14 protein-coding genes and 1 riboswitch are annotated in these 16,685 nt (G+C 59.3%); of the genes, 3 read left to right on the top strand and 11 right to left on the bottom strand.

Going from position 1 to position 16,685, the window contains the following annotated elements; genetic code table 11:
• Positions 1-12: 12 nt before the first annotated feature.
• From ACZ5WW_RS22245 to ACZ5WW_RS22285, 9 genes are all read right to left on the bottom strand, one after another.
• Positions 13-591 (bottom strand): hypothetical protein, encoded by a 579-nt coding sequence (locus tag ACZ5WW_RS22245; RefSeq protein ID WP_377163017.1) that lies wholly within the window; start codon positions 589-591, stop codon positions 13-15.
• Positions 592-800: 209 nt separating this feature from the next.
• On the bottom strand, positions 801-2,729 hold the full coding sequence (locus ACZ5WW_RS22250) for an acyltransferase family protein (protein ID WP_377163019.1): 1,929 nt from the start codon (positions 2,727-2,729) through the stop codon (positions 801-803).
• Between the two features lie 662 nt (positions 2,730-3,391).
• Positions 3,392-3,775 (bottom strand): hypothetical protein, encoded by a 384-nt coding sequence (locus tag ACZ5WW_RS22255; protein ID WP_377163021.1) that lies wholly within the window; start codon positions 3,773-3,775, stop codon positions 3,392-3,394.
• Between the two features lie 358 nt (positions 3,776-4,133).
• Positions 4,134-4,868: a hypothetical protein gene (locus tag ACZ5WW_RS22260; protein WP_377163023.1), complete on the bottom strand. Its 735-nt coding sequence runs from the start codon at positions 4,866-4,868 to the stop codon at positions 4,134-4,136.
• Between the two features lie 62 nt (positions 4,869-4,930).
• The gene (locus ACZ5WW_RS22265; protein ID WP_377163025.1) at positions 4,931-5,680 is read right to left on the bottom strand and encodes a hypothetical protein; all 750 of its coding nucleotides are present in this window, start codon (positions 5,678-5,680) and stop codon (positions 4,931-4,933) included.
• Positions 5,681-5,719: 39 nt separating this feature from the next.
• Entirely contained in the window at positions 5,720-7,009 is a 1,290-nt protein-coding gene (locus tag ACZ5WW_RS22270) for a glycosyltransferase (RefSeq protein ID WP_377163026.1), read from the bottom strand.
• Between the two features lie 36 nt (positions 7,010-7,045).
• On the bottom strand, positions 7,046-7,651 hold the full coding sequence (locus ACZ5WW_RS22275) for a TetR/AcrR family transcriptional regulator (protein WP_377163029.1): 606 nt from the start codon (positions 7,649-7,651) through the stop codon (positions 7,046-7,048).
• Between the two features lie 525 nt (positions 7,652-8,176).
• Positions 8,177-9,277, bottom strand: a complete 1,101-nt coding sequence (locus tag ACZ5WW_RS22280; protein WP_377163031.1) for a PDDEXK nuclease domain-containing protein — start codon at positions 9,275-9,277, stop codon at positions 8,177-8,179.
• A gap of 21 nt (positions 9,278-9,298) precedes the next feature.
• Positions 9,299-9,553 carry a hypothetical protein gene (locus ACZ5WW_RS22285; RefSeq protein WP_377163033.1) on the bottom strand — a complete coding sequence of 85 codons (255 nt, stop codon included), beginning with the start codon at positions 9,551-9,553 and terminating at the stop codon, positions 9,299-9,301.
• A gap of 134 nt (positions 9,554-9,687) precedes the next feature.
• Between ACZ5WW_RS22285 and ACZ5WW_RS22290 the strand changes: the two genes are divergently transcribed.
• Positions 9,688-10,458 carry a hypothetical protein gene (locus ACZ5WW_RS22290; RefSeq protein WP_377163035.1) on the top strand — a complete coding sequence of 257 codons (771 nt, stop codon included), beginning with the start codon at positions 9,688-9,690 and terminating at the stop codon, positions 10,456-10,458.
• The gene (locus ACZ5WW_RS22295) at positions 10,455-11,546 is read left to right on the top strand and encodes a hypothetical protein (protein ID WP_377163037.1); all 1,092 of its coding nucleotides are present in this window, start codon (positions 10,455-10,457) and stop codon (positions 11,544-11,546) included. The genes ACZ5WW_RS22290 and ACZ5WW_RS22295 overlap by 4 nt, the downstream gene beginning before the upstream one ends.
• Positions 11,547-11,727: 181 nt before the next feature.
• Here ACZ5WW_RS22295 and ACZ5WW_RS22300 read toward each other — a convergent pair whose 3' ends face one another.
• Both ACZ5WW_RS22300 and thiC read right to left on the bottom strand, forming a co-directional pair.
• On the bottom strand, positions 11,728-12,660 hold the full coding sequence (locus tag ACZ5WW_RS22300) for a hypothetical protein (RefSeq protein WP_377163039.1): 933 nt from the start codon (positions 12,658-12,660) through the stop codon (positions 11,728-11,730).
• A 106-nt stretch (positions 12,661-12,766) separates the two neighbouring features.
• On the bottom strand, positions 12,767-14,731 hold the full coding sequence (thiC, locus tag ACZ5WW_RS22305) for a phosphomethylpyrimidine synthase ThiC (RefSeq protein WP_377163041.1): 1,965 nt from the start codon (positions 14,729-14,731) through the stop codon (positions 12,767-12,769).
• A gap of 71 nt (positions 14,732-14,802) precedes the next feature.
• Positions 14,803-14,914, bottom strand: a riboswitch (TPP riboswitch).
• A 319-nt stretch (positions 14,915-15,233) separates the two neighbouring features.
• Here thiC and ACZ5WW_RS22310 point away from each other — a divergent pair.
• Positions 15,234-16,613 carry a vanadium-dependent haloperoxidase gene (locus tag ACZ5WW_RS22310; RefSeq protein ID WP_377163043.1) on the top strand — a complete coding sequence of 460 codons (1,380 nt, stop codon included), beginning with the start codon at positions 15,234-15,236 and terminating at the stop codon, positions 16,611-16,613.
• Positions 16,614-16,685 lie beyond the last annotated feature (72 nt).

Consider the following 16,685-nt stretch of genomic DNA (forward strand, 5'->3'; position numbering starts at 1 on the left):
CAGAGTGCTTCGTCAATGAGTGCCCTCGGCGCCTGTCTTCTGGGACTCCAGGTTCATGACGTTGCTGAAATGCTTGGTGACGCATTTCGGGCAGATGCCATGGGTGAACCGGGCTGCGGAGTGGGAGGCGACGTATTCTTCAATCTGCTGCCATTCTCCGCTCTCGTCCCGGATGTCCTTGCAGTAGGAGCACGTCGGCAGGAGGCCCTCCAGCGTGCGCACGCGGGCGCGCAGGGCCTGGGTTTGCTCAGAGAGTTTGCCGCACAGGAAGGTGATGAAGAACAGGATGGCGAGCCGGATGAGGGCATTGATGATGGCCACGGGCAGCGTGTAAGGGATGCCCCAGGCACACTGGATGCTGAACCGGATGATGCACAGGATGGCCCCCAGCCAGAGGGCGGTGCGGAGGCCGCAGTTCCACGCCATGAGCGCGACGGGGATCACAAACAGGAAAGGGAAGAATATGATGGGGCCCGCCAGGAAGTCGCTGCAGGCCATCAGCAGGGCAATGCAAAACAGCACGTGCCTGTTGTTCCAGGGATACCGTTCGAAGAAGTATTCAGACGGGGGTGGAGGCTGAGGTCCATTCATGGCGATGAGGCTTAAGAAGCATGGAATGGACGCTGCACAAGTGCTGAGTCACGCAGGTGACTATGAATCAGTGACCTAAGGGCGGAATAAATTCCGCCATATCCTGCATGCGCCGGAATGGGGGCGGGCTGGAGTAAGGCTCTGCGCCATGGCCGGTAGGCCCTGCGCGTGCTGTATTTGGAATGACGGGGAGCGTTGCCCGTGGAGGGTCACTTTTCTGCAAACACCGGCTCGAACAGTGGACTGAGGAGTGCCGCGCCTTCGCGGGTGAGGTGGTGGCTGTCGTAGTAGAGGATCTGGTCGTTTTTCAGGACTCCATAGATGCCGTGAGGATTGAGAAAGAGATCGGCGGGATCGATGACGGTGGCTCCCATGCGGGTGAGTTCCGCAAAGGTGGGTTCCAGGGCGGCATGTGCCTGCTGGTGCTTTTCTTTGCTGAGGCCGAGGGAGTGGATGTCTCCGCCGCGCAGGGTGGTCAGGGCTGCAATGCGGGGGACGTCAAAGCCAGGTGCTGGCACGTCTCTGAGCAGGAGCACTTGCGAGCCGGCAGACATGAGCGCACGGACGGTGGCGATGAGATCCGCCCGAAACTCGGCTGAGGCGGCAAAGGCGTCCCATTTGGCTGTCATGATGACATGGGGAATGTGCTCCCTGGCGGCAAAGGCCACCACGCTTGCGGCCACTTTGGGCGCGAGCTGGCCGAGGCCGAACTCGCGCGGAGTAATGTAGTCTAGGACGGGTGGTGTGGAGTGAAAGCCGGCCAGAACGCCGCGCCGCTGATGCTCGCGGCAGAGTTTGTCGATGGCCGGGGTGATGGCCATGGCGTGGCTGTCGCCCCAGACGAGGACGTGGATGGGCTGTGCGCGCCCGGCAGAGCCGAGTTCGGTGAAGTTTCCAGCCAGCGCGTTGTCCGTGCTGATGACCTCGCGGAAGCCATGGCTGTTCCGGCTGGCGGCGTAGGCCAGCGCGCTGGCAGGGTAGCGCGAGGGGATGCCTTTCAGCGCAGAGACCATGAGCGCGGAGGCGATGAACACGCAGGTGACGGCTCCGCCAAAGGTGAAGATCTGCCGCCTCTCGCTGAGCCAGCGCCGCTGGCGGAATGGGGTCTCGATGCATTTCCATGAAATCACGGCCAGGACGAAGCTGGCCAGCAGAAGGCCGACGCGTGCGACGGTGGTGAGCTCGTAGACCGAGAGATACTTCGCAAAAACCAGCAGCGGCCAATGCCAGAGGTACAGCGGGTAGGACACCAGGCCGATGAAGACAAAGGGCCGCCACGAAAGCAGCCGCCCCGCCAGCGAAAGCCGGGCATCGCTGGAGGCAATGACGAGACCTGCCCCGAGGCAGGGGACCAGTGCGGCTACCCCGGGGAAGCGTGTGGTTTCATCATACCCCAGCACCGCCAGGCCGATGAGCGCCAGGCCGAGCACGCCGGCTGTCTCCCGCACCAGCCTGCCTGCCGGGAAACGACCGCGATAAACGGCCAGCAGCACGCCGAGGAGCAGTTCCCATGCACGAGCCGGCAGCAGGTAGAAGGCCGCGCGCTGATTGTGCGAGGAGTAGCTGAGGGCGACGCAGAGCACCACGGAACCGAGTGTGATGCCCCCAAGCCAGCGCTGCCAGGAGCCCGGGCGGGCGCGCACCAGATAGGTGAGCAGCAGCGGAAAGAGCAGGTAAAACTGCTCCTCCACCGCAAGGGACCAGGTGTGGAGCAGGGGCTTGGTGTCTGCGCCGAGATCGAAGTAATTGCCGTCTTTCCAGAAGTAGAAGTTCGCTCCCATCAGCGCCTGGGCCAGCACGGATTTGCCGATGCGCAGAAAGTCCTCTGGCAGGGAAAAGAGCCACGCAGCCACAAGCACCGCCACCACCATGAACGTGAGCGCGGGCATGATGCGCCGGATGCGCCGCTCCCAAAACTGCAGCATGCTGAAGCTGCCCGCAGAGATCTCCCGCAGGATGAGGGAGGAGATGACATACCCGGAGATGACAAAGAAGACATCCACCCCCACAAAGCCGCCCCTGCAGCCCAGCCCCGCGTGAAACAGCAGCACTGGCAGCACCGCCAGCGCCCGCAGCCCGTCCACGTCCGGGCGGTAGCTGAAGGATGGGGCGGGGGAGGAGTCTGTCTGCGCTGTCATGGGCGAGGCATCGGGCGGGAGCACTGGATCGGAGAATATACCTCCCCTATGGCTTATGGTTGATAGGCTTCAAGGTTATCTTTGGTAGGTGCGCTGTGCAGGTACATTTTCCGCCTGCAGCCGAAATGGACTCGGCCATATTGAGGTTTTGGCTGGAAAAGGGATGCCCGGCCGCTGGCGAGCCGCCACGGCATGAACGATGGCAGCGCTCTGGGCTGGTGTGTGTGCCCAGTTGCTTTCAGAGGCGCGTTTGATCGCCAGGATGTGTGAGCAGGGCCTGAGGGGGGCATCAGGTGTACCGTGTGCGCTGCTCCCAAAGGGGGCTCCTCGTGGGACAGCAGGCGCTACGGCCGATGCGCGGAGCCCGCCGTGGTGTAGCACCCGCCGGCTTTCTGGCCTTGCTGTCCGTGGAAAGGAACGGGGGGATCTTTGGCGCGTGAACTGTGGCGGCGCAGGGCAGGGAGGTAACCACCTTGACCGAGCTGCGCTGTCCTTCACACGCTGATTAAACCGGAAGACCAATCAGATGCAGGGTCTCGATTTTCTGGCCCGAGGAGCGCCGCTGCATCGCGGCGCATGCCCGGGGAAAGCTTGTGCTGGCCTGAGCTCAGATCCCGCCACGTCCGTGCATGGCGGAGATCCGAGATGCAGGCCGTGGTCATTCAGTGCATGCCCTTGGTCGATGACATCACCATACCTGCCCGTCTCACCTCATAGGGATGGGAGGTGGGAGCGGCATTCTCGGCGGCCTGCCAGGTCAAAGGCCCCATGTGAACTGAGCCTTTTCTCGCGGAGTGCCGCAGGGCCTGGGCTTGGTAGAAGCTGTTGTCGGCCATGCTGCGATGGTCGTACTGGAACGGTGTGTAGAGCTTCGGGCTGTACTGCTGCAAAGCCACGCCATTGATCATGTAGAGCGGGCCGGTGACGCCGGGTGAGGACTGGAGCACCGTTCCGGTGTGAACCCACTGGATGCGCGGAGGATGGGCACAGGAGGACAGGCTGGCGAAGAGACCGGTCACGGACAGTAGCAAGAGTGCGCGTTTCATGGTTGTTGTTTTGGGTTGGGGGTTGAGTGAATGCTTTGACACTCGCTTCCAATAAGTGGCTCAAAAATGATCGTGCTAAAAAACGGCGGTGAAAAGCGCTGCTCGATTCTTTAAAAAGATGTGGATGCCAGCGCTAATGAAGCCTGGGCCGACGTGCCAAGCTGGGGCATCGACCTATTGTTTGCCTGCGTGTGCTGCCACGTGCGAAACCCATGGCCCGATGCTTCGTTCCGCATAGGCAGCCGAGCCTTGAGATCTTATGGGCTCGTCGGTTCAGAGTCTTCAAACGCGAATGTGTGCGAATGATCGCGAATCCAGAAATCATCATTCCTGCCCATTCGCGTTGTGAACGTTCACATCATCGCACCGCCTCCGCGTTCCAGATCTTCAGATTATCCAAGCACCCGCCCTTGCCCATGCAGCCGAACTCGACCTTGGACTTCGTCGGGTGGGCGATGCCGGGGGACTGCAAAAACGCCACGGGCTTGCCGTCGATGGAGGCGCGCATTGTGTCGCCCACGGTTTCGAGCATGAAGCTGTGCCAGGCCTCAGGATCGAGGCTGAGCGGGAAAGAGACGTTTTTGCGGCCCTTAGGCGTCGGCGGCTCTCCGGTAGCGCCTTCGGGGCGGGCCACGGCCAGGCCCTTCTGATCCACGAGGATGATCTTGTCCGCCGCGATGCGCGCCATGCACAGGTGCCCGTAGTGCGAGCCGTTGAAATTCCGGTCGTCAAACTCCGCCGTCACCGACTGCGCCCCGCCGAGCCGGAAGCGGAACTCGATCACGCTGTTCTTCGTCGGGATGTCATTGCCGATCACCGCCTGATGCCCTTTCACCGCCGCCTTCCCATCCTTTGCTGGCGCATCAAAGCGCATCTGTGTGCCCTTCAGCTCGCCGTTCTCCACGGAAAACTTCGGCACCACGATGGCCCAGCCCTTGTCCTTGCCCAGCTCCGCCCGCTCGAAGTCATCGGAGAAAAGCAGCTCTTTCTTCTTCGCCGTCGGCTCTGCGGGGATCGGAGGCAGCTTCGGCGCATCCGCAGCGAAGGTGGAGGCGGTGATGAGCAGGAGGGGCGCGAGAAGGCGGAATTTCATGGGGGGATGAAACGCCGCTCTCTCGATCATTTGTCAGAATGTTGCCCCCTGATCCCGTTCCTTTACTGCATGAGGATGGTGGCGAGCTGAACCCAGGCATCTGTCTTCGCGATGAGCGCTGACGACACACAAATGACCGCGTGAGCTCCCAAGGCACCGGCAAACCAGCGGTCGATGCGGCCTTCCAGCGCGCATTTGATGCCGAACATGGCCGCCCCCAGCAGCAGGGTGGTGAGGAAGGCGCTGAAGCATGCTTCCATCCACGTTCCCGCGTACCAGCCGTTGAGTGCGGGCATGCGCCCCAATGCTGCGGAAACAATGGCCAGGGACGCCATGAACATCATCGGACGATGCACCTCGGGACGCCGGCGATACCTGATGCCGACCACCACGAAGGCGCCAAAAGCGACGATGCTGCTCAGAGGCACGGTCAGAAACTCCTTGGGCGTGAGGCCAAAAATCTTCAGGTCGGGGGGATTGACCCGCGCGGCATTCACGGCGACGAGACAGCCGGTGACGACGATGGCTGCGGCCAGGGCCGTGCCGAACAGGCCGAGTGTCATGTGCACGCGCTTGCGGCCGGAGACAACGAGCAGCGGCTGCACCACGGACAGCAGCATCCAGGCGGTCATCAATGTGCCATGCACGATAAGCAGCGTGCGGATGGGCGGCGTCAACGGACGCCCGGGGAATGCCTGCATGTTCAGGTAAAACAGACGGAAGCCGACAAAGGTCAGCACCAGCAGGGCGAGGGAAGCCGCCGAGTAAAACAGACGGCTATGATGGGGCTTGGTGAATGACAAGGTATTCATGGAAAGGGAAGGTGATGAGACGAGGGATGCATGGGAAAGTTAACAAGCGCAGCAGGCAGCCTGCTCTGCCAGAGCCTCAAGCTCTGCGATCGCGTCGACGCTTTCCGCTTCCACAGCGATGGCCGTGCCCAGACGACGGGCGGCTTCGGTGAATGCAGGCTCGGTGATCAAGCGGCTCAAGGCGCTGCGGATTTCCTCGATGCTGCTGCTGGCGCTCATTCGCAGTCCCGCGCCGTGCTCCACGACGCGCACGGCATTTTCATCCTGATCGCGACCGTGCGGAATGACCAGCATGGGGCGATGATGGCTCAGGGCTCGCATCACCGTGCCGTGACCGCCGTGGGTGACGACCACCGCCGCCTGCTGCATGACGGCATTGTGCGGTGCACTCGCTACGACCACGGTGTTTTCCGCCGGACGCACGGACTCGGGTGCCACTTGCCCGAGCGTCACCAGCACGCGCACCGGAAGCTCCGCCGCGGCATCGATCACTTTTTGCAGCACGCCTTCGTGGGCCTGATAGGTCGTGCTGAAACATGCGGCGATGAGGGGACGGGGATCGTTCTCCGGCCATGGCGAGCGCCATGGCTTTGCCCAGGCGGGCTCATCGAGCTGCGGGCCGATGTAGCGAATCTGTTGGGGCAGTTCTTCGACGGGAAAATCGAACGACCGGCTCGAAGCAATGAGATAGCGCGTCGCGACTTCCAACTGCTCCAGCACGGTTTCAATCGGCATGAGTCCGAGTGCGACACGGGTGTCATTCAGGGCGCCCAGGTGGGCATCCAGCATCGCGAGCGTGCCCTGGCGAATCTGTGCGTGCAGGGCCTCTTCTTCAGCCGTGCGTGGGGGCGGCAGTCCCGGACCGAAGGTGGGCATTCCTTCCAAGGGATACAGGCACAGATTGGCGGAGAGGATGGCCACCGGCTGCTCCCGGCTCTCGCACGCGGCGAGGATGCCAGGCAGCATGTCGCTGGTCACGACCAGATCAGCCGGTTCGTGGTCCAGCGCGGCGGCGAGGTCACGGGCGTAATCGAGCGACGGGCCAAACAGGATCTTGCTCAACGCGAGGCCGATGCCCTCCTGCGGACTGGCGGCTTCCCAGTCGCGCAGCGGGCAGCTCGCCGGTGTCTTGTCAGCCCGGTTCGGCGCGGTCTGCCACGCGTGAAAGGTTATCCCTGCCGCCGCAGCGTCTTCGCGGCTGGCCTCGTCGCTCATCAGGCGGACGCGGTGACCGCGTGCGCGCAGTTTGCGGGCGAGGGTGATGACGGGCGGCACATTCCCGCCGCCCTCCCAGGTGGTGAACAGGATGTTTTTGGGTTCGGTGCTCATGCGATGGATGGTGTTGCAGGTTTGAATGGACGGGGCTTACCGCGGCTCGAGGGCGGCGAGAATCATCTGCCGGACGACCTGCTTGTAGGCGGGGATGGAGCGCCCCATGTCGAGGCGTATCAGCTTCCAGACGTAGATGTCCGCAGCGACGACGAGAGCATCCAGCGTGGCCTCGCGGCGTGCGGGCGTCAGGGGCTTCAGCCGTTCGGCAAAAGTCTCCTGCAGCCAGTCGCGGTGTCCCCGCCGGCCCACATCCAGCGTGGGCTTGAGGACCGGGTGCATCTGCTCCTGATCCAGCAGCCGCAGGACCAGCGGACCCACATCTTCATAGTCCCGCGTCAGGGCATCGATGGCGCTGTCCAAATCGCCGGGCACCACCACGCGGCGCACGGCGACCGACTCGCCCATGTGTTTGTGCGCCACTTCCAACAGGCCCATCTTGCTGCCAAACTTGCGTACCACGGTCTGCACGGTCACGCCTGCATCGGCAGCAATGTCATCGAGCTTGATCTTGTCGAACCACTCCGTTTCGGCGCGCTTGAGGAAGGCCTCAATAATTCGCCGGGTGCTGGCCTCCGCCGCCTCGGCACGGGCCGTCTGCTGGTAGTCACGCGGGGGTTTGGCGGCGGTTTTCTTTTTCATGTTAAGTTGGGTAACATGAAATAAAACGGCGTCAAATATTTATTTTAGTGCGATTAACATGAAAAGAAGCGCTTGTGTTTCGGTTCCCATCAGGCTGTGGGAGAGGCATCGCCATGGCCGTGGCTTCGGAGCCAGGGAAGGCTTGCCGCCTGCTTGTCAGCGCATGACTGAAAAGGACGGGCCGGACGTTGCCGGGCTCCGCTGCGCGCGACCTGCGCAGATGAAGACCCAGGGTCACAGGGTCAAACCGGGGTCAAAACGGATTTTGACCCTCAGGGTCACAGGTTCACGACCTATATATAAGTCGTGACCCTGTGAACCTGAACCTGACCCATGGTGAACCTGAACCTGACCCATGGTGAACCTGAAATGAACCTGAGTCCTACTTCGCTGGTGGGGATTAACACAGGGTGAGCGAAGCGAGTCAGCTCCTCGCACCGGGGTTTAGGTTCACGGATTCAAAACGGATTTTGAACCCATGAACCCAGCCTCCAACGAGGAGACGCAACGCGGTGGTTTCGCAGCTTATTGAGCCTTGCGGGTCGTCTTCTTCCCAGCTTTGCCATCACTCAAAGTGAGACGCTGCCGGGCGCGGACGACGGCTTGGTGGAGCTTTCGTTCGAGCTGTTTCTTCGGCAGCAGTTGGGTCCAGTAAGTCGCCACGTGGATGCCGCTGCTGGCGAGTTCGAGCAGCTCGACGTGCTCATCGTTCTTGCCCGCGCAGAGGATCATGCCCAGCGGCGCTTCTTCGCCCGGCTCGACGGCGTGGCGTTTCAGCCAGCCGAGATACAGCTCCATCTGTCCTTTGTCCGCCGCTTCGAAGTCGCCGAGCTTCAGATCAATCGCCACGAGCCGCTTGAGTTTCCGATGGTAGAACAGCAGATCGAGGTAGTAGTCCTTGGCATCAATCTGCATCCGCTTCTGCCGCTCCAGGAAGGCAAAGCCGATGCCGAGTTCGAGGATGAAGCTCTCCACTTCGCGCAAGATCGCCGCCTCCACATCCTTCTCGGCATAGGTGTCCTTCAGCCCGAGGAAGTCGAGGATGTAGGGATCGCGAAAGACGAGATCGGGCGTGAGTTTGTCCTCGCTGCGCAGGGCGGCGAGTTCCTGCTTGATGAGCTTGTCCGGCTTCTTCGAGATCGCCGTGCGCTCGTAGAGCATGCTCTTGATCTTCTGCTCCAGCGTGCGCGTGCTCCAGTTTTCCATGCGGCACATCTCGGCGTAGAAGTCGCGTTGGAGCGGGTCGTCGAGGCGAACGATGTGAAGGAAATGCGTCCAGCCCAATTTTGACATCAGTGATGTCAAAATCTGCCGGTCCGGGAATGCCTCGGCAAAACGGACCATCCGCGCCAGGTTCCGCTCGCCAAACCCACGGCCAAACTCCGCTTCCAATTTTGCACTCAGTGCGGACAAAATCTGCTCGCCATACTCGGCTCGCTTTTCTTGGAGAATGTCCCGGCGAATGCGGGTGCCGATCTCCCAATAGAGGAGCGTCAGACCTGCGTTGACGGTCCGGGCAACGGCTTCGCGGGCCGTGAGGATGAGTTCGCGCAGATCCGCAAGCAGCGGCGCGGCAGGGGCGGCGGGTTTGGGAGCGAGCGTGCGAGGCTTGGGCTTGGCGGGCATGGCTCCGTCAGAGTAGCGCGGTCAGGCGGCTTCGGGAAAGGTGAATTGTCTCCGCCGTGCGGAGAGAGTCCTCGTGCCATTCTCCACCGAAAACGTCGGCACCCCAATGGCCCAGCCCTCGTCCTTCCCCAGCTCCGCCCGCTCAAAGTCATCGGAAAAGAGCAGCTCCTTCTTCTTTGCCGTCGGCTCTGCGGGAATGGAAGGCAGCTTCGGCGCATCAGCAGCGAAGGTGGAGGCGGTGAGAAGGCTGGCCAGGGTGAGGAAGCGGAGGTTCATGGGGGAGAGGGAACGCGGGGCCGTTTGTCAGCGCATTGGCTAAAATGTCTGGCATTTTTTGTCCTGTGTTCAATATTGCTTATTAGGTAAAAAGCTTCTAAATTTCAGATTGCGGTTTTGTAAATCAATTTGTTATGGCCGAAATCAATAGCTCAAACGTCCACTTTCCCGAAGCAGTCTTACTGCGGCTGTTTGGTCAGGTTTCGCTATGGACGACGATAAAGGCAATCCGCTCAGCTGCGAAAGTCCTAAGCCAATCTGGGGAGGCTCAACGAGGCGCACTCGTTTTAACGTTTGATAACAATGATAAAACTCAAATGTTCCTGACGAAGATATTGGAATACTTTATTAAAACATATCAGTGTCCACGAGAACAGTTGTGCCTTGCGAAACAAATTGATCCTAACATAACCCCAGAGGTTGCAGAAAAAATTGCCGAAATGCGGTTTAAACCAGATGTGTCTGTTGGAGGGGCAGATTATGTTGCTATAGCAATACCTTGGGTGCCTCAGAAGAATGTCCGAGCCCTAGTGATACACGATCATCCGGCAATGATTGAGTTGATCTATGAGCCCATCCAGATGTTGCACAATGCGGCGCTCGGATCCTGGGAGCAAGCATCTCGATATTATGATTTATTGGGTGACAGAAGAGATAGTGAAACAAACGAGTTACAAGATTTTCATCGTCATTATGGAGATGGTGCTTTCCGCGCTACGTTAGATGCTCTTGCTTATTATTGCTTTGGCTTCAGAATTGGACTTCGATTGAGCGAAGGGCGAGCAGATTTGGACATGGCATTCCGCGCAGTGAATATTATAGGGACACCTCCGTTCCCAAAACCTTTGATTAAAATCGGCAAAGAGCTTTATGATAAATTGTCGGCAGAATTGACGAACAAATGAATTTTCCGATTCCGCACATTGATAATGTCGATCCTGTGCAAAACAGGGTTTCAGTGTTTGCATGTCATGAATACTTCGATCCCACTAAGGATGCCGAGAATTATTTCGATCCCTTTTATGGTCGGATGTGGACTTGCCAAGTTAAAGAAGGTGCCGCCGTGTATGGACAAACTGAGAGCTTTACAAAGGGACCTTTGGATCACTTGGGAACTGGGAAATTCCTCAGGGTTCCTTATCGCAGGATTCCCATTATTGCCATGGATTCATATGAGCATCTCCTCTCTTTTGCTAAGAGTTCATATTCAATGGATTCTTCCATTAAGGGTATGTGGAGGGGGCAGAATCAATTGTATACCCTGGACTCTTCCCGGACTAAATCTGACAGGCTTAAACTTTACGGCTCTGATGTCGTGATGGAGCCCTCACTACTACCTTCGGCACTCCGGTTAAAATTAAATGTTGATGATTACGCGAGTGCTTTATTTGGCCTTCTTGACATTCACATTGAACGGAGGCACTTACAATTGAGTGAAATTTACGGCCTTGATTCGGTTCAAAAGCTCGAACAGGCGTTTTCCGATTTTCGACGTACTTACTTATTCCGATCGTGGGCATTCGGAATTGCCCAGCATTATGGCTTTCCAAGTACAGGTTTAGACCTTACACCGGACATCGAGATAGCAGTATTTTTTGCGTTGCACAGATTTAACGTCTGCACGAATGGGTTCACAACTATTACGCGCCTTGATGCTACCGAGCGCCCCGTTGTATTTTTGATGGGAGTGTTTGAATATGACCTGATTGTTGACAAGGAAATAGCCCCTCAGCATCTACACACTCCTCGTGCGGCGGCGCAAAAGGCTCATTTTTTTGCCACTGCTTGGGGGCAGTCACCCAATCGTGCTGCTGAAAGAATTGTGGCGGCGTTCGAACTTCGGAATCATTCAAGATGGTCTTTGCCGGATCTGAGCGAAACTCTCTTTCCAACCTTGGACGAGGACCACTATTCTGCGTTTTTCAAGCGTTCGCAGGCCGAGTTTGGTTGGCTAAACGGTACGATTCCTCTCTCGAAGTTCTATTTCCGTTAGAATGAAATTGCTTTTTTGGGCAGCCAGTATGATCTAATTCAAGGGGCATGTCCCGATGCATTAAGTGCTTACCTTGCAATGCCAGTGTTCTAGTAAGTCAAAAAAAATGAACGCTCTTGTGGACATTAAACCGGACAACGATCATCCGACATTCTCTGGAGCGTTCCGTTGATTTTCCACATTAAATTTTAGAAGTCTTATTTGTGAGGCTGCTAAGTCTTTTGCGAAGTTTCTCCTTTAAATCCCTCAGATTTTCATATTCGGGGCAGTTGTAGCCTGCTAAATCGAAGTGCAACTTCGTTTCACGTTTCCGAAAGAGGATGACTCGTTTGCCCAAAGCGTGAGCGTATCCAACTTCATAATAAACGTTTGGGCGAGTGCCAGTCAGATCTGCAAACAGAAACTCTGATGTGCGGATTTCTTCAAGAACTCGCTGTGAAATTACTCCGTCGTGCTCAATGTCGTCTGCTCTAACCGCTCGAATATCGAACTCACCGAAGGTTTCCTGCACTGCATCTCTAACATCTTCCAGCGAGGATTCGGTTTTATCCATCCACATCATTATAAAAGCCGTATTGGGCTTGTATCTGCTGGCTTCTTGTTGTTGAAGCTTCTGAGTTCCTTCGTCGTTTCTTGCTGTATCGCATAGCTGCAAAATGCGAATTAATTGTGCATTCGACTTAGAGAATCGTGACCAGGCATCCTGCGGTCTAAGGGCAGTGAGTTCTTCTTGAGAGCCAGCGCGAAATCCAAGAACGACGCCTTCATCATGAATCGCATCCGGCTCCGAGTAGCGGTAATCGCGAAGATGTAAGGCCGCGCGCATGGTTTTAACGCTAGCTAGCAAGTCTTTCAGATCAGCGTCTGTAGCCAGTAAAGACGCCTTGCATAGGCGAGCAAGAGGTTTCGATAACGACAAAAAAACCTCGGTAAGCTGTTCCGCTTCGATTTTCAAAAGTTCGGGCAGCTTGTCCCAATAGTAATCAGGACTGGTCGGATACCATCCTTCATCAGGAACTCCTCCGAGAACTACTCCACATCGTTCCATATACGATTCCACCTTTTTGGTGAGATCGCTTATTTGAGTATGAAAACTGTGCATATCGTAGTTCATCAGGGTGGCTCGTTTCAGTGCATGGTCTTAAGTTTACTTGAAAAGCTTCGCCCTTTTTAGGGCACCATTCTGGGAGAGGATTTCAGAATAGGTCGAATAGGACCTATTACGCCGTGGTGTAAACCTCAGCGCCGCTCTCCACGAACTCCTTGCTCTTCTCCGCCATCCCCTTGGCGAGCGCTTCCTCTTCGGAAATCGCCTGCTCCGCCGCGTACTTGCGGACGTCTTCGGTGATCTTCATGGAGCAGAAATGCGGGCCGCACATGCTGCAGAAGTGGGCGGACTTGGCGCCGTCCTGGGGGAGGGTTTCGTCGTGGAAGGAGCGGGCGGTGACGGGGTCGAGGCTGAGATTGAACTGGTCTTCCCAGCGGAACTCGAAGCGGGCTTTGCTGAGGGCGTTGTCGCGATACTGGGCGCCGGGGTGGCCTTTGGCGAGGTCGGCGGCGTGGGCGGCGAGCTTGTACGTGATGACGCCGACTTTGACGTCTTCCTTGTTGGGCAGGCCGAGGTGTTCCTTAGGGGTGACGTAGCAGAGCATGGCGCAGCCGTACCAGCCGATCATGGCGGCGCCGATGCCGCTGGTGATGTGGTCGTAGCCGGGGGCGATGTCGGTGGTGAGGGGCCCGAGGGTGTAGAAGGGGGCCTCGTGGCACCACTCGAGCTGCTTGGCCATGTTTTCCTCGATCATGTGCATGGGCACGTGGCCGGGGCCTTCGTTCATGACCTGCACGCCCTTGGCCCAGGCGCGCTTGGTCAGCTCGCCCTGCACTTCGAGTTCGCCAAACTGCGCCTTGTCATTCGCATCGGCGATGGAGCCGGGGCGGAGGCCGTCGCCGATGGAGAAGCTCACATCGTAGGCGGCCATTATGTCGCAGATGTCGTCCCAGTGGGTGTAGAGGAAGTTTTCCTTGTGGTGGGCCAGGCACCACTTGGCCATGATGCTGCCGCCACGGGAGACGATGCCCGTCATGCGGGAGGCCGTCATGGGCACAAAGCGCAGCAGCACGCCGGCGTGGATGGTGAAGTAATCGACGCCCTGCTCCGCCTGCTCGATGAGCGTGTCGCGGAAGAGCTCCCAGGTGAGGTCCTCGGCCTTGCCGTTCACTTTTTCCAGGGCCTGATAGATGGGCACGGTGCCGATGGGCACGGGGCTGTTGCGCAGGATCCACTCGCGTGTGGCGTGGATGTTCTTGCCGGTGGAAAGGTCCATCACGGTGTCGCCGCCCCATTTGGTGGCCCAGCGCATTTTTTCCACCTCTTCCTCGATGCTGGAGGCCACGGCGCTGTTGCCGATGTTGGCATTGATCTTCACCAGGAAATTGCGGCCGATGATCATCGGCTCCAGCTCGGGGTGGTTGATGTTGGCAGGAATGATGGCGCGTCCGGCGGCGACTTCGCTGCGCACAAACTCGGGCGTGATCTCATTCGGGATGCGCTGGGGGAAGCGGCGGAAGATGCCGGGGGTGTAGTCCGTCTGCGCCTGGGCGCTGCCCACGTGCTGCTTGTCGAGGTCGTTGCGGACGATGTCGGTGGTGAAGTCGGCGATTTTGGCGCGCTTCATGTTTTCGCGGATGGCGATGAACTCCATCTCCGGGGTGATGATGCCGGCGCGGGCGTAGGCGAGCTGAGTGACCACCTTGCCGGGCTTGGCCTTCAAGGGCTGGCGCTGGGCATTGATGGGGGCCTTCAGGGGGCTGAGGATGCCTTCGCGCTTGGCGGCGGCGTATTCGGCGTGGTTGGCGGTGAGGTAGCCGTTGTCACGCGGCTCGATGGCGCGGCCTTCGTAGGCTTCCACGTCATTGCGGGCGAGGATCCAGTTTTTGCGCAGGGCAGGGAGGCCTTCTTCCACGGTGCCTTTGTAAGCGGGGTCGCCCCAGGGGCCGGAGGTGTCATAGACGCGCACGGGTTCATTCTGGATGATGCGCCCATTGAAGTCCTTGGTGGGGGAGAGGGCGATCTCGCGCATGGGCACCTGCACATCCGGGTGGATCTGGCCCTGCACGTAGACGCGGGTGGAGGCGGGGAGCTGGTCGGAGGAATGGGGCTCGAAGGAGTCGGTGGAGGCGATCATGGGGGGAAAGTTAGGCGGTTCTCGGTTCAGGGTTCTCTGTTGGGGGACGCGCTGTGCGCGCATGGACTGAGATGAACCTCCGAGCGAACTCCCTTCGGCGGCATGACCCGCATCAGGTTCGGAGGGTTCGGGCCGAGGAAGGCCCGTCTCAGTCCCTGCGGCGGGACGCCCCTGTCGTGATGTGGGGATTGTCGGGGTGGCGCGCCGAAGGTCAAGGGGAAGTGGGGAGGGAGTTGACTGTGGTTTGCGGTTATTGGGGGATGGGGGAGGGCGGGGGGCTGTGCGTGGCCCCCTCTAGCGCCCCCGCGTTGCTGCCGCGTGGCGGCCACCAGCTTGCCTTGCGGTCTGCCCGGCTGCGACGCGCTGCAGCTGCAATTTTTGCCTTTGATCCTCAATCCCATAGCCTCACGCACATGCAGGCGGGGTGGGCGGGGATGGGAAAGGCTAAAAAGGCGTTGTGAAATTATAAAAATTATAGTAAACTTAGATGTTCTATTAGCCGATGTTGCGTTTTCGCCCCCCAGTTTCCAGCGCGATAGCAGCCCTGGGACTGCTTTTGATGGCGGTCCCGGCGGTGCGTGGGGACATTGTGTCTGACTGGAATGCTTTGGCGCTGAGTCAGATGACAGGGGTGGAGTCGCCGCAGATAGCGCATGATCTGGCGATCCTGCAGGCGTCCATCTTCAACGCGAATCAAAGCCTCGAAGGCACCTACTACACCTACGGCTACGGGGCCTATCCCGCCCCGGGGGCGGGACCGGCGGGCGCCGACTCGCAGGCGGCGATGATCGCGGCGGCGAACACCGTGATGCAGTACCTCTACTCGGGGGGCAGCACGGATTTCACGTCGCTTTACAACTCCCAGCTCAGCGGGATTGCCAACAGTCAGGCCAAGACCGACGGCATCGCGTGGGGAGTCACCATCGCCAACAACCTGCTGAGCGCACGCTCGGCAGACGGCGCAGGCGACGCCTCCACCACGCCGTACACGCCTGTGGGCACCATCGGATACTGGCAGCAGACTTCCACCGCCGGGGCGCTGCTGCCGGGCTGGGGCAGTGTGGGGACCTTTGCGATCCCTGGCACTGGCGCATATATGACCACGCTGCCGGGAGGCTCCATCACCTCTTATTTGCAGTCCAGCCAGTATGTGGCGGACTACAATCAGGTGAAGGACCTCGGCGCTGCTTTCAGCGCGACGCGCACCCTGGACCAGACCAGCCAGGCATACTTTTGGGCAGCCGGAGACGGCACGGTGAAGATGACGGGCATGTGGAATCAGATCGCCCAAACTGCGGCCACCGCGGCCGGGCTGAGCACCGCCGATACAGCACGCCTGCTGGCCACGCTGAACGTGGCGATGGCGGATGCGAGCACCGTCGCGATGGCCACGATCTATGACCAGCAGTTCTGGCGGCCTGAAACGGCCATCGCCAACGGTGACATCGACGGCAATGCGAGCACGGATGTCGATTCATTCTGGGCGCCGCTGATTTCCTCGCCATCGCTGCCGGAGTATGTCTCGCTGGGGGCCACGATCAGCGAAGCCGCAGCCGTGGTGCTGGCGTCTTACCTGGGGGACAATGTCGCGTTCAGCCTGGGCAGCGACATCAACGGGGACGGCAGCATCGACCTGACGCGCAACTTCACCAGCTTCAGCCAGGCTGCGAACGAGGCCGGAATGGCGGGCGTCTATGGAGGCACGCAGTTCATGACATCCGTGACCGACGGAAAGACCATCGGGTCCAATGTGGCGAACTACGTGCTGGCGAATGATTTCGCGCTCGTACCCGAACCGGCAGGCGCTGCGCTGGTGCTGCTGGGTGGCGCGTGGCTGCTGGGGGGGCGCAGGAGAAGGCCGGGCAGCCGCAGGGCTGCGTGAGGTGCGCTTTTCAAATCGTGGGTAGATGTGGCGGAGCAGGCGCGTTGTTTGGCGATGCACCGACTCCTTTGC

It is taken from the genome of Prosthecobacter fluviatilis (assembly GCF_055388355.1).

Excerpts from the sequence above, each read along its gene's own strand:
- ACZ5WW_RS22245 (WP_377163017.1), bottom strand. The coding sequence starts at position 591 with ATGAATGGACCTCAGCCTCCACCCCCGTCTGAATACTTCTTCGAACGG.
- ACZ5WW_RS22250 (WP_377163019.1), bottom strand. The coding sequence starts at position 2,729 with ATGACAGCGCAGACAGACTCCTCCCCCGCCCCATCCTTCAGCTACCGC.
- ACZ5WW_RS22255 (WP_377163021.1), bottom strand. The coding sequence starts at position 3,775 with ATGAAACGCGCACTCTTGCTACTGTCCGTGACCGGTCTCTTCGCCAGC.
- ACZ5WW_RS22260 (WP_377163023.1), bottom strand. The coding sequence starts at position 4,868 with ATGAAATTCCGCCTTCTCGCGCCCCTCCTGCTCATCACCGCCTCCACC.
- ACZ5WW_RS22265 (WP_377163025.1), bottom strand. The coding sequence starts at position 5,680 with ATGAATACCTTGTCATTCACCAAGCCCCATCATAGCCGTCTGTTTTAC.
- ACZ5WW_RS22270 (WP_377163026.1), bottom strand. The coding sequence starts at position 7,009 with ATGAGCACCGAACCCAAAAACATCCTGTTCACCACCTGGGAGGGCGGC.
- ACZ5WW_RS22275 (WP_377163029.1), bottom strand. The coding sequence starts at position 7,651 with ATGAAAAAGAAAACCGCCGCCAAACCCCCGCGTGACTACCAGCAGACG.
- ACZ5WW_RS22280 (WP_377163031.1), bottom strand. The coding sequence starts at position 9,277 with ATGCCCGCCAAGCCCAAGCCTCGCACGCTCGCTCCCAAACCCGCCGCC.
- ACZ5WW_RS22285 (WP_377163033.1), bottom strand. The coding sequence starts at position 9,553 with ATGAACCTCCGCTTCCTCACCCTGGCCAGCCTTCTCACCGCCTCCACC.
- ACZ5WW_RS22290 (WP_377163035.1), top strand. The coding sequence starts at position 9,688 with ATGGCCGAAATCAATAGCTCAAACGTCCACTTTCCCGAAGCAGTCTTA.
- ACZ5WW_RS22295 (WP_377163037.1), top strand. The coding sequence starts at position 10,455 with ATGAATTTTCCGATTCCGCACATTGATAATGTCGATCCTGTGCAAAAC.
- ACZ5WW_RS22300 (WP_377163039.1), bottom strand. The coding sequence starts at position 12,660 with ATGAACTACGATATGCACAGTTTTCATACTCAAATAAGCGATCTCACC.
- thiC (WP_377163041.1), bottom strand. The coding sequence starts at position 14,731 with ATGATCGCCTCCACCGACTCCTTCGAGCCCCATTCCTCCGACCAGCTC.
- ACZ5WW_RS22310 (WP_377163043.1), top strand. The coding sequence starts at position 15,234 with ATGTTGCGTTTTCGCCCCCCAGTTTCCAGCGCGATAGCAGCCCTGGGA.